General features: G+C 69.8%; 20 protein-coding genes and 1 pseudogene. 15 read left to right on the plus strand and 6 right to left on the minus strand.

The genetic code is table 11. The features are described from left to right. Nucleotides 1–152: 152 nt before the first annotated feature. A complete protein-coding gene (locus ACZ7M7_RS39475; protein WP_472125623.1) occupies nt 153–701 on the plus strand; it encodes a hypothetical protein in 549 nt (182 codons plus the stop codon). Between the two features lie 115 nt (nt 702–816). Further along, a complete protein-coding gene (locus ACZ7M7_RS39480; RefSeq protein ID WP_451170340.1) occupies nt 817–1,305 on the plus strand; it encodes a hypothetical protein in 489 nt (162 codons plus the stop codon). Nucleotides 1,306–1,324: 19 nt separating this feature from the next. Here ACZ7M7_RS39480 and ACZ7M7_RS39485 read toward each other — a convergent pair whose 3' ends face one another. Continuing rightward, on the minus strand, nt 1,325–1,648 hold the full coding sequence (locus ACZ7M7_RS39485; protein WP_383610269.1) for a PLD nuclease N-terminal domain-containing protein: 324 nt from the start codon (nt 1,646–1,648) through the stop codon (nt 1,325–1,327). Nucleotides 1,649–1,736: 88 nt separating this feature from the next. On the opposite strand from ACZ7M7_RS39485, the gene ACZ7M7_RS39490 reads away from it, so the two are divergent. Then, nucleotides 1,737–3,194 carry a menaquinone biosynthesis decarboxylase gene (locus ACZ7M7_RS39490; protein WP_383610266.1) on the plus strand — a complete coding sequence of 486 codons (1,458 nt, stop codon included), beginning with the start codon at nt 1,737–1,739 and terminating at the stop codon, nt 3,192–3,194. Beyond that, complete coding sequence (mqnP, locus tag ACZ7M7_RS39495) at nt 3,191–4,093, plus strand: menaquinone biosynthesis prenyltransferase MqnP (protein WP_383610264.1); 903 nt, start codon at nt 3,191–3,193, stop codon at nt 4,091–4,093. Before ACZ7M7_RS39490 ends, mqnP begins: the two co-directional genes overlap by 4 nt. 14 nt (nt 4,094–4,107) lie before the next feature. On the opposite strand, the gene ACZ7M7_RS39500 is transcribed toward mqnP, so the two are convergent. The 3 genes from ACZ7M7_RS39500 to ACZ7M7_RS39510 all read right to left on the minus strand — a co-directional run bounded on the left by ACZ7M7_RS39500 (nt 4,108) and on the right by ACZ7M7_RS39510 (nt 6,846). Beyond that, nucleotides 4,108–4,614 carry a hypothetical protein gene (locus tag ACZ7M7_RS39500; RefSeq protein ID WP_383630770.1) on the minus strand — a complete coding sequence of 169 codons (507 nt, stop codon included), beginning with the start codon at nt 4,612–4,614 and terminating at the stop codon, nt 4,108–4,110. Nucleotides 4,615–4,687: 73 nt separating this feature from the next. Beyond that, on the minus strand, nt 4,688–6,094 hold the full coding sequence (locus tag ACZ7M7_RS39505) for a S1 family peptidase (RefSeq protein WP_472125628.1): 1,407 nt from the start codon (nt 6,092–6,094) through the stop codon (nt 4,688–4,690). A gap of 140 nt (nt 6,095–6,234) precedes the next feature. Then, the gene (locus ACZ7M7_RS39510; RefSeq protein ID WP_383610255.1) at nt 6,235–6,846 is read right to left on the minus strand and encodes a rhomboid family intramembrane serine protease; all 612 of its coding nucleotides are present in this window, start codon (nt 6,844–6,846) and stop codon (nt 6,235–6,237) included. Nucleotides 6,847–6,937: 91 nt separating this feature from the next. On the opposite strand from ACZ7M7_RS39510, the gene ACZ7M7_RS39515 reads away from it, so the two are divergent. The 9 genes from ACZ7M7_RS39515 (at nt 6,938) to ACZ7M7_RS39555 (ending at nt 14,668) form a co-directional block, all read left to right on the plus strand. Continuing rightward, nucleotides 6,938–7,621: a UbiX family flavin prenyltransferase gene (locus tag ACZ7M7_RS39515; protein ID WP_383610252.1), complete on the plus strand. Its 684-nt coding sequence runs from the start codon at nt 6,938–6,940 to the stop codon at nt 7,619–7,621. 68 nt (nt 7,622–7,689) lie between these two features. Further along, entirely contained in the window at nt 7,690–8,151 is a 462-nt protein-coding gene (locus ACZ7M7_RS39520) for an Lrp/AsnC family transcriptional regulator (RefSeq protein WP_369272747.1), read from the plus strand. A 74-nt stretch (nt 8,152–8,225) separates the two neighbouring features. Then, nucleotides 8,226–9,389 carry an aminofutalosine synthase MqnE gene (gene mqnE / locus ACZ7M7_RS39525; protein WP_383610249.1) on the plus strand — a complete coding sequence of 388 codons (1,164 nt, stop codon included), beginning with the start codon at nt 8,226–8,228 and terminating at the stop codon, nt 9,387–9,389. A gap of 175 nt (nt 9,390–9,564) precedes the next feature. Continuing rightward, the gene (locus ACZ7M7_RS39530) at nt 9,565–9,843 is read left to right on the plus strand and encodes a uracil-DNA glycosylase family protein (RefSeq protein WP_472125633.1); all 279 of its coding nucleotides are present in this window, start codon (nt 9,565–9,567) and stop codon (nt 9,841–9,843) included. A gap of 40 nt (nt 9,844–9,883) precedes the next feature. Continuing rightward, nucleotides 9,884–10,408 (plus strand): GNAT family N-acetyltransferase, encoded by a 525-nt coding sequence (locus tag ACZ7M7_RS39535; RefSeq protein WP_472125636.1) that lies wholly within the window; start codon nt 9,884–9,886, stop codon nt 10,406–10,408. Nucleotides 10,409–10,496: 88 nt separating this feature from the next. Continuing rightward, complete coding sequence (locus ACZ7M7_RS39540) at nt 10,497–10,799, plus strand: DUF4229 domain-containing protein (protein WP_383610243.1); 303 nt, start codon at nt 10,497–10,499, stop codon at nt 10,797–10,799. Between the two features lie 143 nt (nt 10,800–10,942). Beyond that, complete coding sequence (locus ACZ7M7_RS39545; RefSeq protein WP_472125639.1) at nt 10,943–12,607, plus strand: SPFH domain-containing protein; 1,665 nt, start codon at nt 10,943–10,945, stop codon at nt 12,605–12,607. Further along, the gene (locus ACZ7M7_RS39550) at nt 12,604–13,947 is read left to right on the plus strand and encodes an SPFH domain-containing protein (protein ID WP_383610237.1); all 1,344 of its coding nucleotides are present in this window, start codon (nt 12,604–12,606) and stop codon (nt 13,945–13,947) included. Before ACZ7M7_RS39545 ends, ACZ7M7_RS39550 begins: the two co-directional genes overlap by 4 nt. A gap of 58 nt (nt 13,948–14,005) precedes the next feature. Next, entirely contained in the window at nt 14,006–14,668 is a 663-nt protein-coding gene (locus tag ACZ7M7_RS39555; RefSeq protein WP_472125643.1) for a TetR/AcrR family transcriptional regulator, read from the plus strand. Here the strand turns inward: ACZ7M7_RS39555 and ACZ7M7_RS39560 are convergent. Together ACZ7M7_RS39560 and ACZ7M7_RS39565 are read right to left on the minus strand one after the other, a co-directional pair. Next, on the minus strand, nt 14,650–15,501 hold the full coding sequence (locus ACZ7M7_RS39560; protein ID WP_472125646.1) for a MaoC family dehydratase: 852 nt from the start codon (nt 15,499–15,501) through the stop codon (nt 14,650–14,652). The two genes, ACZ7M7_RS39555 and ACZ7M7_RS39560, sit on opposite strands and share 19 nt — an antisense overlap. Beyond that, nucleotides 15,501–16,835 (minus strand): 3-oxoacyl-ACP reductase, encoded by a 1,335-nt coding sequence (locus ACZ7M7_RS39565; RefSeq protein ID WP_472125649.1) that lies wholly within the window; start codon nt 16,833–16,835, stop codon nt 15,501–15,503. Before ACZ7M7_RS39565 ends, ACZ7M7_RS39560 begins: the two co-directional genes overlap by 1 nt. A gap of 221 nt (nt 16,836–17,056) precedes the next feature. Here ACZ7M7_RS39565 and ACZ7M7_RS39570 point away from each other — a divergent pair. Next, nucleotides 17,057–17,707: pseudogene (locus tag ACZ7M7_RS39570) on the plus strand (IS200/IS605 family accessory protein TnpB-related protein); the annotation flags it as partial. Nucleotides 17,708–17,974: 267 nt separating this feature from the next. Beyond that, nucleotides 17,975–19,903, plus strand: coding sequence for an AMP-dependent synthetase/ligase (locus tag ACZ7M7_RS39575; protein ID WP_383610228.1), 1,929 nt, complete (start codon nt 17,975–17,977; stop codon nt 19,901–19,903). Nucleotides 19,904–19,991: the final 88 nt, after the last annotated feature.

Raw genomic sequence — 19,991 nt, forward strand, 5'->3', positions numbered from 1 at the left:
ATGCCGCCCGCGGTGAACAACTGCCGTGCCCCCTCGCGCCGAATCGTCCAGAGCCGGGCCGACGTTTGCTCGGCCGCGAAAAGCGAGGGCCCCCGACCCGGCACCGGAGCTACGCTCGCCGCCACGCCCCTCACGCCGAGAGGAGCAAACCCGTGCGCCGCCCCCTGCTCTACCTCGACGTCGACGGCCCGCTGAACCCGTACGCCGCGAAGCCCGAGCGCCGCCCTGACGGCTACTCGACCCACCGGATGAAGCCCGAGGGCCGGCTCGCCCGGCACGGTGACACGCCCGCGTATCGCGTGCGGCCGCTACGGGTGTGGCTCAACGCCGACCACGGCCAAAGGCTCCTCGAACTGGGTGAGCTGTACGACCTGGCGTGGGCGACCACGTGGGGAGCGGAGGCGAACACCTTCATCTCGCCGGTGCTCGGTCTGCCGGACCTGGCCGTGGTGGAGTGGCCGGCGATGCACGACGAGGGGCCGGACGGCACCTTCTGGAAGACCCGCCACCTCGTCGCACATGCCGACGGCAGGCCGTTCGCCTGGGTGGACGACGAACTCGGCGCCCCTGACCGGCGCTTCGTCGCCGCACGCCATGCCGGCCCCGCGCTGCTCCGGCACGTGGACGCGCGCCTCGGCCTGCGGGATGCGGACTTCGCTGCCCTCGACGCCTTCGCGCGCGAGGCCGCCGCCTTGCGCTGACGCGGAAATTCGGTGGCGGGCCGGTGGGCGCCGGGTGTTGTGTGGCCGGGCCCGGTGATCACGAGGAGTGCCGGGGTGGGGAGGTTGTGTGGCGGGGCGGGAGTGGGCTTGGCAGGTGGCCGAGCTGCGTCAGAGAGGCGGTGCGCTGGCGGCCTTCGTGGCCGCGTGCGGTGATGACGAGGAGCGGGGCCGACAGGCGCGGGAGTTGGCGGGGCGGTTGCTCGCGTCGGACCCCGGCGACCTCGATGCGGCCCACGAGATCGTGCGGACGCTGGCCGACTGGGCGGACGACCTCGCTGATCACCCGCACCATCCCGGCGTCCCCCGCCCCGACGAGGCCGACCGTCTGACGCGGGACCACGTCAAGGACGTCCTGCGCGACCGCCTCACGGCCCCGGCCCGCGACTGGCTGTCGGGGACGAAGCTCTCCCTGGACGTCTGCTTCTTCGCCCTGCGCAGGGTGCGGAGACTCGACCCGCAGACGCGCGAGGACGTCTTCTACGCCTACGGCCGCGGCACGATGGCCCTCGACCTCGGCAATCGCCCGGCCGCGGCACGGGAACTGGCACGGCTGAGGGAGCTGCGCGAGCTGTACGAGGCGTAGGCGGAGCCGCAGCTCCGTGTCAGGGCTCGTCCCGCTTGCGCTTGTCGTCCTTCGTCCCGTCGTCGTCCTCGTCGAGGGACTTCAGGAACTCCGGATTGTCGTCGGGCGCGACCCACTGTCGGCGCCGGTTGTCCCGGACACCGGACCAGCCCTCGGCCGCAGGGCTGCGCTTCTTGCCTGCGATGAGCCAGGAGATCGAGCCGACCAGCGGGAAGACCAGGACGAGGATGGCCCACAGCGGCTTGGGCATGTGGCGGATCTCGTCCTCCTTCGTACTGATGCAGTCGATGAAGGCATACACGCTGAGCGCCAGTGGCACGAGGAACATCAGCACGCGGAGCATGGGCCCCTCTCCAGCGAAACGGTCGTCGGACCGGGAGCACGGCCCCCGGGTTAAGGGCCAGGGTAGCCGCTCGGGGATACTTGACCCCATGGCTTACGACGATCTTCGTTCCCTGCTCAGGGCGCTGGAGCGCGAAGGCGACCTCAAGCGCGTCAAGGCTGAGGTCGATCCGTATCTCGAGGTCGGGGAGATCGTCGACCGCGTACAGAAGTCCGGCGGTCCCGCGCTGCTCTTCGAGAACGTGAAGGGCTCCTCGATGCCCCTCGCGATGAACGTCTTCGGGACCGACCGGCGGCTGCTCAAGGCCCTGGGCCTGAAGTCGTACGGTGAGATCTCCGAAAAGATCGGCGGGCTGCTCAAGCCCGAGCTGCCGCACGGCTTCATCGGGGTCCGCGAGGCCTTCGGGAAGCTCGGCGCCATGACGCACGTGCCGCCGAAGAAGGTGAAGTCGTCGGGCGCGCCCGTGCAGGAGGTCGTGCTGCAGGGCGACGAGGTCGACCTCGACCGGCTGCCGGCGCTGTTCACCTGGCCCAAGGACGGCGGCTCCTTCTTCAACCTGGGGCTCACCCACACCAAGGACCCGGAGTCCGGCGTCCGCAACCTCGGTCTGTACCGCCTCCAGCGCCACGACAAGCGCACGATCGGCATGCACTGGCAGATCCACAAGGACAGCCGGAACCACTACCAGGTCGCGGCGCGGCGGGGCGAGCGGCTGCCGGTCGCCATCGCCTTCGGGTGCCCGCCCGCCGTGACGTACGCCTCCACCGCCCCGCTCCCCGGTGACATCGACGAGTACCTGTTCGCCGGGTTCGTCTCCGGCAAGCGGATCGAGATGGTGGACTGCAAAACGGTGCCGTTGCAGGTGCCGGCGCAGGCCGAGGTCGTGCTGGAAGGGTGGCTGGAGCCCGGCGAGATGCTGCCGGAGGGGCCGTTCGGCGACCACACCGGCTTCTACACGCCGCAGGAGCCGTTCCCGGCGCTGAAGATCGACTGCGTGACGATGCGGAAGCGGCCGTTGCTGCAGTCGATCGTCGTAGGCCGCCCTCCGACGGAGGACGGACCCCTGGGCCGTGCGACGGAACGCTTCTTCCTCCCCCTGCTGAAGATCATCATCCCGGACATCGTGGACTACCACCTGCCCGAAGCCGGCGGATTCCACAACTGCGCGATCGTCTCGATCGACAAGAAGTACCCGAAGCACGCCCAGAAGACGATGCACGCGATCTGGGGCGCGCACATGATGTCCCTGACCAAGCTCATCGTGGTCGTCGACTCCGACTGTGACGTCCACGACCTGCACGAGGTCGCCTGGCGGGCGCTCGGCAACACCGACTACGCCCGTGACCTCACGGTCGTCGAAGGCCCCGTCGACCATCTCGACCATGCCTCCTACCAGCAGTTCTGGGGCGGCAAGGCGGGCATCGACGCGACGAAGAAGTGGCCCGAGGAGGGCTACACGCGTGACGGCGGCTGGCCCGACATGGTGGAGTCCGACCCCGAGACGGCGGCGAAGGTCGACCGCCGCTGGAAGGAGTACGGACTGTGAGCAGCGCCTCCGCCGCGATTCCGCAGCCAGGACGCACGAAGGCGTTCCTCCGCCTCGTCATGATCGAGCACTCGGTGTTCGCGCTGCCGTTCGCGTACATCGCCGCGCTCACCGCGATGTTCCAGTGGGACAGGAACATCCACTGGGGGCGGCTGCTCCTGGTGACGATCTGCATGGTGGGTCTGCGGACCTTCGCCATGGCCGTGAACCGGATCATCGACCGCGAGATCGACGCCCGTAATCCGCGCACCGCCCACCGCGAGCTGGTGACGGGTGCGATGTCGGTCCGGCACGCCTGGACCGGCGCCCTGATCGCCCTGGTGATCTTCCTGGGCTCGGCGGCGCTGCTGAACCCACTGTGCCTGGCCCTCGCCCCCATCGCGGTGATCCCGATGGTGGTCTACCCCTACGGCAAACGCTTCACGAACTTCCCCCAGGCCATCCTGGGTCTGGCCCAGGCGATGGGCCCGGTCGGCGGCTGGCTTGCGGTCACCGGCACCTGGTCCTGGGACGCGGTGATCCTTGGCCTCGCGGTGGGCATCTGGATCGGCGGCTTCGACCTGATCTACGCCTGCCAGGACATCGACACCGACCGCGAGATCGGCGTCATGTCGGTCCCGGCCCGCTTCGGCATCCCGGCGGCGATCTGGGGCGCCCGGGCCTGCCACACGGTCACGACGGCCCTGTTCGTCTGGTACGCCCTCGCCACGGACGCGGGCACGTTCTTCTGGCTGGGCCTGCTGATCGTCGCCGGCGCGTTCGTCTACGAGCACTCGATCGTCCGCCCGCACGATCTGTCCCGCCTGAACAGGGCGTTCTTCAGCGTCAACGGGTTCATCGGGATCGCCCTGTTCGCGTGTGCCTTGTTGGACCTGTTGGTGCGGGGGCTCACGGTCTGATCAGAGGGCGCGCCTCACTTCGTGAAGGAGTCGGCGTTGAAGACGATGAACCCGTCCTCGGCCCGGCAGGCGGGGTCGATTCCGGAGGCGCGCACCCTCTTGTCGTCGGCCTTCCAGTAGCTGCCGCCGGCGTGGACGGTGTCACCCTCCAGCACGGTTCCGAAGCCGGGGACGCGCACGCCCCGTTTTCCCTCGTTCAGGACGGGCTCGACGTCCTTGGGCCAGATCGGGGTCGCGGTGAACGCCTCTTCCGCACGTTTGCCGTTCACCACGAGGCACTTGCTGTCCGCCTCGTAGGCGAGGCGCCCACTCACGGCCATGCCCGGGGACACGGCCAGATCATGGACGATGATCTTCGGGTCGGAATCGACGAAGGAGAGCTTTTCATCACTGGGGATGGAAACCTGCTCCGTGCTTTCAGTGGCTGATTTCACCGGTTCCGCACCACCGTCGGAGTTGCTGCAGGCTGAAATAGCCAGAACGCCCGCGGAAGCAAACAGAATGACCTTGAGCGACTTCATCAGGGCAACCTTTTTTCACATGAATGATCGGGACGGGTGTGATGATTCCCGTCCCGATCATCTCATTCGTCAACTAGCGGGTCCACACGTCGTATCCGCGGTTCTGGAAGAGGTATGCCGGAGTGAACAGGCACCGCTGCGTCCCACCGTCCCTGACGAGTCCGGTGTGAATGCCGTAGGCCGTTCCTCCGTAGTACCAGGGGCCGCCGCTGTCGCCGGGCTTGCAGGCGTTCCCCTTCATGACGACCATGTGCTTGAGATTTCCGACAGTCACATTGCGGTACTTGACGGTGCTGCAGGTCTTCCCCGAAGTTCTGCCGAACTTGCAGATCGAGGTGCCGACGGCCGGCATGGCGCCGCGATCGTCCGCGTACCGGGCGCTGTTGGTCTTCTGGTAGAAGGTGCGGGTGCTGGCCTTGTTGCCCTTGCTGGTGTAGCCGAGATCGCCGTTTCCGCCCTGGTGGCTCCAGACCGTCTTGACGCCGGTGGAACCGCCGTGGGTGCTGTGGTTGGAGTACGTCTGGGAAGCGACCTCCGTGCAGTGGCCGGCCGTTCCGAGCCGCTTGGTGTCGCTGGATATCGCCTTCAGGTTGAATCCGGACGTACAGCCGACGGACAGATAGCCGCCGCCCCGTATGTATCCGTCCTGCTTCTCGTAGGAGGCGTTGTCCACGACCTTCACCGTGACCCGGATCCCGCCGGTGCCGACGGCGGAGGCGACCCGCTCGCGCAAGGCGGCCGAACGCGCGGCCGTCTTCGGAGCCGCCGGGTCCAGTTCGACCTGGACCGTGACCTCGCCCGCCTTGGCGTCGTAGTAGCTGATCGCCTGGTGGACGTCCTGCTGGGTGAGGGCGTCCGCGTGGGCGCTCTCCTGGACCGCGGCCAGTTCGGCCTCGGAGAATCCCCGGTTGCTGACCACCTCGGCGGCGGCAGGCAGGCTGTCGGCGAGCTTCAGTGCCTCGGCGGGTGCCTCGCCCTTGAAGGCGAACCACGCGCCGTCCGCGGTCTTCTCCGCGCCGGAGAACTCGCCCGGGAAGGACGTCTCCAACTGTTCGGTGATCTCGGTGAACTGATCCTGCCATCCGTGCCGGTCGATGGCCGTCGCGAGCGGAATTTGGTCCTCCGCCGCCATGGCCTGGATGTCCTCCAGTTCTCCCGCCGTTAGGTCGTCCACCATGACGTCAGGTGTGTCCACCGGTCCGTCGGGCTGGCTTTCCGGTGTGGGCTTCGCGGCGGACGCGGCCTCGGCGAGATAGGAGTCCAAGGCCTTGTCCAGGGATATCCCCTGCTCTTCCGCGGTCTTCTTGATGCCGTCGAGGACGGGCCGGTCAACGCCCGTCTCGCGCTCGGAGTTCAAGAAGACCGACCGCTCCGGCGCGGTCCCGGATTCCGCTGCCACGGCCTGTGGAACGAGGACCATCGAACCCGCCAGTGCCGAAACCGCGGCAACCGCGGCGAGGCGACGCCGGTTTTCCCCCATGTTGTGACGCAACTATTTCCCCCTGATTCAATTGTGGAGTGACTGCAATGAAGTAGTTTTTCCTACTTTTCCATTGCTTGACGTGAACCTATCATGCACGTCGGGCGAGTTCGGGGATTATTTTCGGACATGGAATTTCGTCACGGTCCTCGCCTGGCGGACCCCGGAGCCTCGGCCGGGCGGCGGAACACGAACGCCGCCGCCACCCCGGCCAGCAGCCCCAGCAGGTGTCCCTGCCAGCTGACGCCCGTCTGCGTCGGGACCAGGCCCGACAGGATCGAGCCGCCCCAGACTGCGGCCACCAGGATGCCCGCCAGGACACCCAGGGGGCGCCGCTCGACGAAGCCGGTGACCAGGAGGAAGCCGAAGAATCCGAAGATCACTCCGGAGGCGCCCGCGGTGTTGGTGTGGGCCGGGGCCATGAGCCACACGCCCAGGCCGTCGACGAGGATGATGAGCGCGCAGACCAGCAGGAACCGCCGGAGACCCGCGAGTGCGGCGAGGAAGCCGAGGACCAGGAGCGGCACGGTGTTCGCCGCCAGATGGCCGAAGCCGAAGTGGATGAAGGCGGCGGGGGCCACGTCGACCAGTTCGGAGGAGTCGCGGGGGGTGATGCCGAAGCCGTCCAGCGCATGCCCAGTGGCCGCGTCCACCACTTCGAGCAGCCACAACAGCGCCACCCAGGCCAGCACCAGCTTGCCCGCGGCCAGCGCACGATCGCTCTGTGACCACCCGGCTTCCGGACCAGACATGGCGACCCCCGGTGCTCGCTCGTCCCCTCTGTGCAACGGGCCGCACCCCTGCACCGGTTCCCACCCCGTAAGGCCGGATAGGCTCGGTGTCGTGAACCCAGTCAAGCCAGGAGAGACGCCGCGTACGCCTTGGATCGTAGGGGTGTCCGGCGCTTCCGGCACCCCATACGCCGCCGCGGTGCTGCGCGCGCTCCTCGCCGCGGGGGAGAGCGTCGATCTGGTCGTCAGCAGGGCGTCCCGGCTCACGCTCCTCGACGAGACCGGGATCTCCTTCCGCGACGCCCACTGGCAGGACGACCTGCGCGAGTGGCTCGCGCGGGGCGCCGACGGCAAGCCCGGGACCTTCGAGCCGGACATCGCGGGTGTCCGGTACTGGAACGCCGGGGACCTCGCCGCGGGCCCGTCCTCGGGGTCGTACCCCACGAAGGGCATGCTGATCGTGCCGGCCTCCACCGCCTGCGTCGCCGGCGTCGCGCTGGGCCTGTCGAAGGACCTGCTCCAACGCGCGGCGAGCGTGGCCCTCAAGGAGGGGCGCAAGCTGGTCGTGGCCGTCAGGGAGACCCCGCTGAACGGCCAGACGCTGAGGCACCTGGTGACCCTGGACGACGCGGGCGCCACCGTCGTACCCGCCTCGCCCGCCTTCTACGCGGGGGCCACCCACATCCAGGACCTGGTGGACTTCGTCGCCGGACGCGTGCTGGACGCGGCGGGTGTCGAGCACCGGCTCTACCGCCGCTGGAAGGGCGAACTCGGCGGCGGAACCCGCACGACATGAACGCCATCTGAGCAAGTCGCAGTAACTCTCATCACTTCGGGAACTCTTCACCGGAAGGCTTCGATCGCATGGACGCGGTGGACAGGCAGCTCATCCAGGCCCTGAGGGAGAACGGCCGGGCCTCCTACGCGGAGCTGGGACGCCTCGTCGGCCTGTCGGGACCCAGCGTCACCGACCGCATCAACCGGCTGGAAGCGGCCGGCGTCATCACCGGCTACCGCGCCACCGTGGACGCCGCCTCACTCGGCCTCGGCGTCACCGCGCTGATCGGCATCTCGCTGTCCGACGCCACCGACCACGAGGACGTCGCGAGCCGCCTGCGGGACCTGGGCGAGATCGAGGACTGCTGGTTCATCGCGGGCGACGACTCGTACATGCTCAAGGTCCGCGCGGCCGACGTGGACGGGCTGGAGAAGATCATCCGCCGGCTCAGCGGCACCAAGGGCGTCTCCCGCACCCGTACGACGATCGTGCTCTCCACCAAGTGGGAGAACCGGGTCGGACAGCTGCCCGAGGAAGAGGGCGCGTAGCGCCTGATGGGGGTCCCCCCGCCCGAAGGGGCGGGGAGTACGGTTTACGGAGTCTTTCCGAGAGAGGTGCACGCATGGACGTCGGGCTCAAGCGCGAGCTGGAGGAGAAGGTCCGCTCCGGCGAGCGGCTGTCCCGCGAGGACGGCATCGCGCTGTACGAGTCGGACGACCTGGCGTGGCTCGGCGGCCTCGCGCACGAGGTGCGCACGCGCAAGAACGGCGACGTCGTCCACTTCAACGTCAACCGCCACCTCAACATGACCAACGTCTGCACGGCCTCCTGCGCGTACTGCTCCTTCCAGCGCAAGCCGGGGGAGAAGGACGCGTACACGATGCGCATCGAGGAGGCCGTCAAGCTCGCCAAGGCGATGGAGTCGGACAACCTCACCGAACTGCACATCGTCAACGGCCTGCACCCGAACCTCCCGTGGCGCTACTACCCGCGCTCCCTGCGCGAGCTGAAGGCCGCCCTCCCGAACGTCTCCCTGAAGGCCTTCACGGCCACGGAGATCCACCACTTCGAGACGATCTCCGGACTGTCGGCCTCGGAGATCCTCGACGAACTGATCGACGCGGGCCTGGAGTCGCTGACCGGCGGCGGCGCCGAGATCTTCGACTGGGAGGTGCGGCAGCACATCGTGGACCACCGCACCCACTGGGAGGACTGGTCCCGGATCCACCGCCTGGCGCACGAGAAGGGTCTGAAGACCCCGAGCACCATGCTGTACGGCCACATCGAGGAGCCGCGGCACCGGGTGGACCACGTCCTGCGCCTGCGTGAGCTGCAGGACGAGACGGGCGGCTTCCAGGTCTTCATCCCCCTGCGCTACCAGCACGACTTCGTCGACATGAAGGACGGCAAGGTACGCAACCGCCTCCAGGCCAGGACCCAGATGGCGACCGGCGCGGAGGCCCTGAAGACCTTCGCGGTGTCCCGTCTGCTGTTCGACAACGTCCCGCACGTCAAGGTCTTCTGGGTCATGCACGGCGTCCAGACCGCCCAGCTGGCCCTCCAGCACGGCGCCGACGACATGGACGGCTCGGTCGTCGAGTACAAGATCACCCACGACGCGGACAACTTCGGCACGCCGAACAAGCTGACCCGCGAGGACCTGCTGGACCTCATCCGGGACGCGGGCTTCCGCCCGGTGGAGCGCAACACGCGCTACGAGATCATCCGTGAGTACGACGGCCCGGACCCGGCGCGCCGCGAGTCCCCCCAGCCGATGCGCGTGTGATTCCGGGAGGCGGGGCCGTAGTCCTCGTCCGCCATGGTGAGCACCAAGGCGCCCGAGGACGCCTACATCGCTGACCCCTTCCTCCCCGACCGTCCCCTCCACCGGGACGCCACCCGAACCGTCTTCGGCGTCGGCGACCGGAACGCGCGCGTCATGCTCGTGCTTCACGGCGTTGGTGGCGTACGCGTCCGCCGGATCCAGGCCGGCTTCCTCCAGCGCTCTGTTGATCGTGCTGCTGGGCGCGAGCGCGGGCAAGGCGCTGCTGGGGTCGGCGTTCCGGGTCGGAGAAGTGCGCGGAACGCTGCTGAAGCGCGAGATCAACGGCCGGCCGGAGAAGCTGATGGCGACGGTGCATCCGTCGTCGGTGCTGCGGGCCCGGGACGACGCGGACCGGGAGGCGGCGTACGCGGGGCTCGTTTCGGACCTGAAGGTGGCGGCGCGGGCGTTGTCGTAATGGCTTTCGCCGCGCTCCGTGTAATGGCTACGATTGCGCCGTGTCCCTTACCTTCACACTCGACCCGGCCGTCACCCCCGACCTCCGCGACGGCATCCTCGACCTGTGGACCGACGTCTCCAGTGCGGGCGGAGCCGTCGGCTTCGTGCCGCCGGTGACACGGGAGGCGATCCGCCCGGAACTGGTGCGGCACTTCGTGGGGATGGCGGAAGGGCGCAGTCGGCTGCTGGTCGGCCAGGATGAGGCGGGCGAGGTGTCCGCGACCGCTTTCTTCACCTTCAACACGCACCGGCTGATGACCCACTGGACGTGGCTGTACACGGTGATGGTGCACCCCCGCCACCAGGGCAAGGGCTACGGCCGCGACCTGCTGACCGCTGCCGAGCGGGCCGCCCGCACCTTCGACGGCATCGAGGCGATCCGCCTCACCTGCCGCGGCGGGCTCGGCCTCGAAAACTTCTACGGCTCCTGCGGCTACAAGGAGGTCGGGCGGATCCCCGACGCCATCCGGCTCGCACCGGGCGACGACCGCGAAGACGTGATCATGCTGCTGCCGCTCGACTGACCCACCCCGCCGACCCCCCTGCAAGATCGGCCGCCCCGCGTGCTTCACTGGACAGTGGCCCTTTTTGGAATCGGAAGAGTGGATTGAGATGCTCCGCTACACACTGATGCGCCTCGGAATCTTCGTGGGCTGCCTCGTGGTCGTCTGGGGCCTCGTCTACTCCGGCCTCGCCCCGCGTGGCCTCGGCGACTCCAACGGCATGTGGGTCGTCCTGCTCGCGCTGCTGCTCTCGGCGCCCATCAGCTTCGTCGTCCTGCGCAAGGAGCGCGACCGCGCCTCCGTGCAGATCGTGCAGAAGGTCGACCGCGTGAAGGCCAACCTGGAGGCGAACCGCAGCCAGGAGGACGACGTCGTCGACGAGACGGCTCGGCCGCAGGGCCAGACCTCCTAGCTTGCCGCGTCCCGGCAGCGATACCACTCGGTAACTGCACGGGCCCCGCCCTTACGCTTGTCCGGATCCATGGTGTGGGATGGCCGGATCCACGTCGGTGGAACGGCTGTTCGCACCGGCATTCGTGAACGTAAGGGGGAACCGTGGCACGAGCGCGCGCGCAGGCAAAGAAGAGCGCACGACGCGTTGCCGACGCCGTCGTCTCCGGAACCGATCCGAGGACGGCCGCGCAGGACGAACTGCGGCGGCAGATCGGCGGTCGGGGGACACGGGGAGACGGCGGCGAGGAGTACGACGCCCAGGGCCAGGGCATCGACCCGGCCGACTTTCCGGCCGCCCGGGAACAGGGCGGCTCCACCGCCACCGTGATGCGGCAGAAGACGGTGCCGCTGGACGAGGCCGGGGAGGCGCTCGGCCGCAGCGAGCAGGTGCGCGAGGGCACCGAGATGGTGCACGCGATCTGCCCGATGGTGATCCCCAAGGGCCGCTCCCTGATCTCCATGCTGCCCGTGCTGACACTGCTCGTGCTGGGCGCGGTGGGTGCGGGAATCGTGGGCGCGTCCGGCGCCGACGTCCTGACCAACCCGCTGTTCGGCGTGCACTACTGGGTCATCTCGCTGGGCGCCGTCGCCTTCGTGTGGTGGCGCCAGGGCATGGTCATGGTGCCGGACGGCTGCCAGGCGATGATCACCCGGTTCGGCAAGCTGGAGAGGGTCGTCGGCCCGGGCCGGATCGTGCTGCTGAGCCCGTGGAAGCGGGTGTCGTACATCGTCAACACCACGATCGAGTACCCCTTCAACGCCCCGGTGCGCGAGGCACCGACCAAGGGCGGCGTGAAGGCGTCGATCGACCTGTTCATCCAGTTCCGGATCAGCGATCCGACCGAGTTCGTCTACACGCTGGGCGCGGTGCGCGGCTTCGAGGAGAAGCTGAGCAACGCGGTGAGCGAGACGATCCGCACCCTCGTCTACGAACAGGAAGCCGCCGGGATCTACGACATGGTCGGCGAGGACACCGGCCGCCTGCTGGACCTGCTCAACCAGCAGTTCCGCCCGGCCGTCGAGCTGACCAACGCCAACATCACCCACGCCGAACCGTCCGACCAGCGCTACCGCATGGACCTGGCGGCGCCCGAGATGGTGCGGGTGGCGAAGGAGGCGTACACGCACGAGTACGCGCTCCAGCTCCGCAAGGAGCAGGACGAGGGCGACCTCACCCGCGAACTCGCCTCCAGCCACGAGACGCTCTCCGCGATCCAGGCCGACATCGCCCAGTACCAGGCGCAGATGGACACGGCCGTGGAGCGCGAGACCAACCGCGCCGAGGCGCTCGCCCGGCAGCGTTACGTCCAGGCCGAGTCCGAGGCGAAGGCCAACGCGGCCCTGCTGGAGGCACAGGCCCTCGACATCCGCGCGGTGACCGCGGCGGAGGCGCCGGAGATCCTGGAGTACCGCTACCAGCAGCAGGTGCTGGACACGCTGGAACAGGTCGCCGACCACCTGCCCCGGCTGGTGCGCATCGGCGGCGCGACCGACGGCGTCGCCGGCATCGACTTCCTGGAGCTGGCCCGCGAGTTGGTCGGCGAGCGCGGTACGGAACTGTTCACCGACGAGGACATGGCAGCCGTACGGTCGCGTCTGCCCGAGGTGTCCGAGCGGATCGCCTCGCGCGAGACGGAGATCGGCGCGCTGCTGGCGGCCGAGCGGCCGACGGTGCCGCAGGTGCCCGAACAGCCCGCATCGACCGACAGTTCCGAGAGCTCCGACAGCTCCATCAGCTCTGACGTCTCCGAGGGGGCCGACCAGTGAGCACCGCCCGTTCCTCCCACCGCCGGTCGGTCATCTCCGAGAAGGTCGCCCCCTGGAGCGACATCGCGCGGCTGCTGCGCGGCGGCGAGGCCGACACCCTGATCCCGGTCATCATCCCGCGCCACCGGCGTCGCCTGTGGTGGATGCTGCCGCTGTGGCTCGGCGTCTACGCCCTGTTCATGGGCGTGATGCTGTCCCTCCAGGAGGCGGACGCCGAGTCGGCCGCCGGGGACCTCGCCTACGGCACCCTCGCCACCCTCTCCTACGTCGGCGGTGTCGTCCTGCTGCTGATCGGCGTGCTGTGGTGGTGGCGCTCCTCGATCGTCGAGATCGAACAGGGCACCAACGGCGTGCTGACCCGCTACGGCGCCGTCATCCGCACCCTGGACGCCGGCCGCCACTACCTGTGGCACCCGTGGTCCCGGGTCGACTTCGTCGTCGACACCGCCACCGAGATCCCGTACTCCGCGCCGGTCATGGCCTGTCCGACGCAGGAGAACGTGCCGCTGCGCTCCATCGAGTTCTTCCTGAAGTTCCGCATCACGGACGCCGTGCTGTTCGTCCGCACCATCGGCGCGGGCAACTTCGACCTGGTGCTCTCCAGCGCCGTACAGGACGCGATCCGGCAGCGGGCGCGCAAGATGCGCACCGAGCGGGCGTACGACCTGCGCGGCTCGGACGTGGCCGACATGCAGGAGCTGCTCAACCGCCAGCTGTCCGGCTACGGCGTGCGCATCACCGGATCCAACATCCCGGACGTGCAGTTGCCGGCGCAGTACCAGCAGCACCTGGCCACCCGGGAGCGGGTCGCCAAGGAGCGCACGGCGTACGACCAGGAGTGGGGGCTGATCCGCAAGCGCCGCATCGACCAGCTGGGCATGGACATCGAGCGGGCCAAGAAGGTGCGCGACGCCCGGATCGTCGAGGTCAAGGCCGCGCTGAACCGGGCCCGTGAAGAGGTCGCCCAGCTGCTGGAGGAGCAGGAGACCAACGCCCAGCGGGTGCGGTTCGAGATCGAGACGCGGGGCCGCAGCGGCCTGATCGCCGCCGAGAACGAGGCACGTGCCCAGCGCGCTCTGGCCAAGGCCTACCGCGACAACCGCGCGGTCCTCCAGTACGAACTGGCTCGGCGCCGCCTGGAGGTGGGCGCGAAGCTCGCCGGCCGGGCACCTCAGCCGGTGGTCGTACGGACCGACGGCACCGGCGCCGACACCTCGGCCCTGTCCACCCTGCTCACCGCGCAGTTGCTGCCCCGGCTGACGGCCCTGCCGCCCGTCGACGGGCAGTTGCTGACGGACCGGGTGGCACGGTTCGCCGACGAGCTGAGCGACGACAAGTAGGGCAGGCGTTCACGGTGGGCCGGGTGGGATCTCCCTCCCGGCCCGTACGCTGTCGGCCATGGGTGCCGTGAAGACCAAACGGATGCCGCGGGCCGTCCGTGAGCAGCAGATGCTGGACGCCGCCGTGCGAACCTTCGGCAGGCGCGGGTACATGGCCGCGTCGATGGACGAGATAGCCGAACTGGCGGGTGTCTCGAAGCCGTTGGTGTATCTGTATCTGAACTCCAAGGAAGACCTCTTCACCGCCTGCATCCGGCGCGAGGCCGCCGCGCTCGTCGTAGCAGTGCGCTCCGGCGTGCGGACCGAGCTGCCCGCCGACCGCCAGCTCTGGGACGGGCTGCGGGCGTTCTTCGCCCACACCTCGCACTACCCGGACGCCTGGTCCGTCCTGCACCTCCAGGCCCGCACCCATGGCGAGCCGTTCGCCTCCGAGGTCGCCGCGATGCGCGCGGAGATCGTCGAGTTCGTGACGCAGCTGATCCTCGCGGCCGCACGCGAGGCCCACCGCGACCCCGACCTCCCCGAGAGCGAGGTCGCCGGTCTCGCCGAGGCCCTGGTCGGCGCCGCCGAGTCGCTCGCCGACTGGGCCAACGCCACGCCGACCGTGACGGCGCGGGAGGCGGCGGCCACTCTGATGAACTTCGCGTGGGCCGGTCTCGGCAACCTCATGGACGGCCGGCCCTGGTCACCGCCGGACGCCCCTCACGAGGCGAGCGGGTAGACCTCCCCGGCCAGGTGGACGCGGCCCTCGCCGCCCCGCAGTTCGAACCGCCCGCCCTGCGCGGCGTACGTCACCGTCCCCGGCAGCAGCACCGGCGCCCGGAAGCCGGCCCGCACCCGCACCGCTTCCGGTGTGCCGTGCGCGGCGAGGCAGCGGGCCACCGTCCACATGCCGTGCGCGATGGCCCGCGGGAAGCCGAACAGGCGGGCGGTGAGCGGGTGGAGGTGGATGGGGTTGCGGTCGCCGGAGGCGGCCCCGTAGCGGCGTCCGATGTCGGCGGCGAGCCGCCAGTCGGCGACGGCGGGCAGCGGCTTGTGCTCCTGCACGTCCTGCACGTGCGGTGCGGCCGCCGGGGCGTCGGTGCGGTGCCTGGCCAGATACGTGCTCCGCGACTCCCACACGACCTCGTCGCCGGCCCGCATCTCGGTGATCACGGCGGCTTCCGTGCCGCGCCGGTGGGGCATCAACCCGTCGATGTGCACGGAGAGTTCGTACGCACCCGTGGCGGTGAGGGCCCGGTGCCGGGTGACGGTGATCGACGTGTGGACGAGACCGAGCAGCGGCAGCGGGAAGTCCCGGCCGCTCATCAGCCGCATCGCCAGCGGGAAGCCGAGCACATGCGGATACGTCACCGGCAGGGCGTCGTCCCCGGTGGGGAACCCGCACACCCTTTCGTAGGCGGCCAGCCGGGCGAGGTCGACGCGGAGGTCCGGCAGAACGAGCCTCGTGCGCGGGAACTCCGCCTGCGGGCCCGGGCGTTTGAAGAGTGACAGCAGGGCGCCCCGGGCGAGCAGGGGCGGAAGCGAAGGAGGAGCGGTGAGGACGAGGGACATCACGCCCCCAGCAGGCTCTGGCCGCATACCCGGACGACCTGCCCGTTGACGCCTCCGGATCCCGGATCCGCGAGCCAGGCCGTCGTCTCGGCGACATCGATCGGCAGTCCGCCCTGCGCGAGGGAGTTCATCCGGCGCCCCGCCTCCCGGATGAACAGGGGAATCGCGGCCGTCATCCTCGTCTCGACGAACCCGGGCGCGACCGCGTTGACCGTCACCCCGTGCTCGGCCCGCGCACGTGGCGCGAGGGCTCGGACCAGTCCGACGATGCCCGCCTTGCTCGCGCCGTAGTTGGTCTGCCCGGCGTTCCCCGCCAGCCCCGCGATCGACGCCGTCGCCACGATCCGCCCGCCTCGTTTCAGCGTTCCGCTCTCCAGCAACGCGTCCGTGGTGCGCAGCACACTCGCGAGATTGACGTCGAGTACCGAACTCCAGCGCTCGGCGGGCATGTTGACCAGCCGCCGGTCGCGTGTGATCCCGGCGTTGTGCACCAGGACGTCCAGGCCGTCGGGCAGCGCGGCGGCGATGCGCGCGCCCGCGTCGGGGGAGGTGATGTCGAGCGCGAGCGCGGTGCCGCCGAGCCGGTCGGCCACGCGCCGGGCGTCCTGTTCGGCCTGCGGCACATCGAGTACGACGACCCGGGCGCCGTCCCTGGCCAGCGTCTCGGCGACCGCCTCGCCGATGCCGCGCGCGCCGCCGGTGACCAGCGCGGTGCGGCCGGTGAGGGGGCGGTCGGTGTCGTGGGGTGGGTCGTGGGGTGCGGTGACGTCCGCCGGAGCCGAACCCACCTCGATGACCTGGCCGCTGAGGTACGCCGACTTGGGGGAGAGGAGGAAGCGCAGGGTCGACTCGGCGGCGTCCGCGTCCGTCAGCCTTACGAGATTCACCGTCCTGCCCCGCCCGATCTCCTTGCCGAGCGAGCGCGTGAAGCCCTCCAGGGCCTGCTGGGCGGCGGCCTGGTGGTGGTCGGCGGGGTCGAGGGGCGCGCCGAGCACGACGATCCGGCCGCTCTCGGCGACCGACCGCACGACGGGGTGCAGGGCCGCGTGCACCTCGGCGAGCGTCTCGACGTCCCGCACGCCCGTGGCGTCCAGGACGGCGGCGGCGGGCTTCCCCGAGGGGTCGGTCGTCAGGTCGAGGCCCAGAGCGGTGCGGGCGCCGGCATCGGTGAGGCCGAGGTCCGACTTGCCGGCCGTCAGGAGCAGCCGATCCCCCTTCAGCGAGGGCCGCTCCGGTGACCAGCGTTGCAGCGGGGCGGGCTGCGGCAGTCCGAGCCGGCGGGTGAGGAAGCGGCCGGGGGCCGTGCCGGTGAAGCTCAGATAGCGGTCGGCCATGTCCCACTCCCAGTGCGCTCCGGTGCTGACTCCGGAGTAAGGTTACCCGAGGTAAGTCCATGAGGGGTGTGAGTGCGTGCTGGTGCGCATGAGTGAGTTTTCGGGCTGCGGCAGGCGCGTTCTTGTTGAAGGGGAACGAGAGTTCCTGTGTCGAATGCGTGACCTTCGCTGGTGGTGGTCGTTGGGTGTGGTGAGGGGCTTACTGCGATGCCGGGGTGGACGGCAACCCCACGGGCGCACCCCTGCGCTTCGCCTACGACCTGTCCGGTACCACCACCCACCGCGACGCCCAGGTCCGCCACGCACTGATCCGCCTGCTGCACTTCGCCAAGCGGCATGGCCTCGCCATCGCCATCGAGGATCTGGACTTCACCGCAGAGACCACCCGGGAGAAGCACGGCCGCCGCGCACGCTTCCGCAACCTCATCTCCGGCATGCCCACCTCCAGGCTGCGAGTCCTGCTCCTCAGCATGGCCGTCGAACTCGGCATCCCCCTCGTCGCCGTCGACCCCGCCTACACCAGCCGCTGGGGCGCCCAGCACTGGCAGAAACCCCTCACCACCGCAACCCGGAAGACCACACGCCACGACGCAGCAGCCGTGGCGATCGGCAGACGCGCCCTGGGGCACCCGATCCGGCGACGGACGGCACCGCCCCCACACGACCGGAGTGATCGTGTGGGGCATCGGACCGTCCAGGCCCGACCGGGCACCCCGGGACGTGAGGAACCCCGCCCCCGAATTCCCGGACCACGGACCGGATCCGTGCCGCCGGAGCCGGAGCGAACGCGGGCGACCAGGACACCCAACACCGTTCGGGGTGTCCGCAGTGAGCAGGATTGGGTCCAAGACTCACTCCAGCTCACTGAGTAGGAACGGTGACCGCTGTCCTGGAGCGAAGGTAAGGGGACGGTGAGGCGAAGCTGAGTGCCCCTCACATAACCCCCGACGTTGCACATACCCGGCTCCGGACCACCCCCGAACCCGCACAACCCCCACACGCCCGCGCCGTACGATCGCCTGCCTAACCAGCGGTAACCCGTTTCCGCAGGCCTCGGCAGGTGAACGCCACGGTGCGCGAGGCACGTACGTCATGCAGCAAGCAGTTTCGTCGCTGCACGCCCGCCGCAGGAGCCGCCCGTGTCCACCCCGCTTCCTTCATTCGCCGCCTCGGCCGCCTTCGACGACGCTCCGGGCCCGACCCTGGTGCAGCCCGAGACGCGACGACTGGACGGTGCCGTGCGGGAGGCGTACGTACCGCCGTTCGCGCCGCCGGTGACCCACGGGTCGCTCGGGGACCTGCCCTTCGACAACGCGGCCGCGGCGCCGGACGCGGTCGTCCTCAGCCGCAGGGGCGAGGACGGGCGGTGGTCCGACGTGACGGCGGCGCAGTTCGCCGAGCAGGTGCAGGCGGTGGCGAAGGGCCTGATCGCCGAGGGACTGGAGCCGGGCGACCGGATCGCGATCATGGCGCGGACGACGTACGAGTGGACGCTCCTCGACTTCGGCGCATGGGCGGCCGGCCTCGTCACGGTCCCCGTCTACCCCACCTCGTCCGTCTTCCAGACCCGCTGGATCCTCCAGGACTCCGGTGCGGTGGCCCTGGTCACCGAGACCGCCGCGCAGGCGGCCGCCCTCGGCCCTGAACTCGACCGGGTGCCCGACCTGCACCGCATGTGGGTGATGGAGAAGGGCCATGTGGAGCGGCTGGCGGAGCTGGGCGCGCAGCAGCCGGACGGCGAAGTGGGCGTACGGCGGGGCATGCTGGTGCCGGACACGCTGGCGACGCTCATCTACACCTCGGGCACGACGGGCCGCCCCAAGGGCTGCGCGCTGACGCACGGCAACTTCTTCGCCGAGGTGGACAACGCGATCGAGCTGCTCTACCCGATCTTCAAGGCGCGCACGAGCGAAGAGGCGTCGGTGCTGCTCTTCCTCCCCATGTCGCACGTCTTCGGCCGTATGGTCGCGGTGGCCTGCATCCGGGCCAGGGTGCGCCTCGGCCACGCGCCGAGCCTGAAGGCGGAGGACCTGCTGCCGGACCTGGCGGCCTTCCGCCCCACGTGCCTGCTGACCATCCCCTACATGCTGGAGAAGATCTTCAACTCCGCCCGCGCCAAGGCCGAGACGGGCGGCCGGGCGTCCTCCTTCGACCGCGCGGCGTCGGTGGCCGAGCGCTACGGCGAGGCGATGGAGGCAAAGGCCTCGGGGACGGGCGGTGGCCCGGGCACCACGCTCAAGACCGCCCGCGCCTTCTACGACCCCCTGGTCTACCGCCGTATCCGCAACGCGATGGGCGGCCGGGTGCGGTACGCGATCTGCGGCGGCTCACCGCTCGGCCGCCGCCTGGCCGCCTTCTACTCCGGCGCCGGCATCGAGATCTACGAGGGCTACGGCCTGACGGAGGTGACAGGCGCCGCGACGGTGACCCCGCCCTCCAAGCCCCGCCTGGGAACGGTGGGCTGGCCCCTGCCCGGCACCCGCATCCGGATCGCCTCGGACGGCGAGATCCTCATCTCCGGCGAACAGGTGCTGCGCGGCTACTGGGACCCTTCCGCGGGCGGCGTCGTCCCGGCTGCCGCCGACGGCTGGCTGCCGACCGGGGACATCGGCGCCCTGGACGACGAGGGCTATCTGACGATCACCGGCCGCAAGAAGGAACTCCTGATCACGGCGGGCGGCAAGAGTGTGGCCCCGGCGCCCCTGGAGAACTGGCTGCGCTCCCACCCCCTGATCTCCCAGTGCATGGTCGTGGGCGACCGGCGGCCCTTCGTGTCCGCCCTGATCACCCTGGACATGGACGGTGTGAGCCACTGGCGCCGCATGAACGGCAAGCACCCCGTCCCCGCGGAACTCGTCGTCGACGACGCCGAGCTGAGGGCGATCCTGCAACGCGCGATCGACGAGGCCAACAAGCTGGTCTCGCGCCCGGAGTCCATCCGCCGCTTCACGATCCTGCCGACGGACTTCACGGAGCTGGACGGCCACCTCACGCCGTCGATGAAGCTGCGACGGGAGGCTGTCATGCGGGACTTCGCGGCGGAGGTCGAGGAGCTGTACACGAAATAGCCGCGGTTCGGGGCAACCCGCCAGGACCCGACATCACGACAAACGGTTGCCGTCTCGTTACGACAATTGCTTGACGTGACATGCCATG

The sequence above is a fragment of the Streptomyces sp. NPDC111606 genome (assembly GCF_055656945.1).

Coding starts and splice junctions, on each gene's coding strand:
- ACZ7M7_RS39485 (WP_383610269.1), bottom strand. CDS start 1,648: ATGCTCCGCGTGCTGATGTTCCTCGTGCCACTGGCGCTCAGCGTGTAT.
- ACZ7M7_RS39490 (WP_383610266.1), top strand. CDS start 1,737: ATGGCTTACGACGATCTTCGTTCCCTGCTCAGGGCGCTGGAGCGCGAA.
- ACZ7M7_RS39500 (WP_383630770.1), bottom strand. CDS start 4,614: ATGAAGTCGCTCAAGGTCATTCTGTTTGCTTCCGCGGGCGTTCTGGCT.
- ACZ7M7_RS39505 (WP_472125628.1), bottom strand. CDS start 6,094: ATGGGGGAAAACCGGCGTCGCCTCGCCGCGGTTGCCGCGGTTTCGGCA.
- ACZ7M7_RS39510 (WP_383610255.1), bottom strand. CDS start 6,846: ATGTCTGGTCCGGAAGCCGGGTGGTCACAGAGCGATCGTGCGCTGGCC.
- ACZ7M7_RS39520 (WP_369272747.1), top strand. CDS start 7,690: ATGGACGCGGTGGACAGGCAGCTCATCCAGGCCCTGAGGGAGAACGGC.
- mqnE (WP_383610249.1), top strand. CDS start 8,226: ATGGACGTCGGGCTCAAGCGCGAGCTGGAGGAGAAGGTCCGCTCCGGC.
- ACZ7M7_RS39540 (WP_383610243.1), top strand. CDS start 10,497: ATGCTCCGCTACACACTGATGCGCCTCGGAATCTTCGTGGGCTGCCTC.
- ACZ7M7_RS39555 (WP_472125643.1), top strand. CDS start 14,006: ATGGGTGCCGTGAAGACCAAACGGATGCCGCGGGCCGTCCGTGAGCAG.
- ACZ7M7_RS39560 (WP_472125646.1), bottom strand. CDS start 15,501: ATGTCCCTCGTCCTCACCGCTCCTCCTTCGCTTCCGCCCCTGCTCGCC.
- ACZ7M7_RS39565 (WP_472125649.1), bottom strand. CDS start 16,835: ATGGCCGACCGCTATCTGAGCTTCACCGGCACGGCCCCCGGCCGCTTC.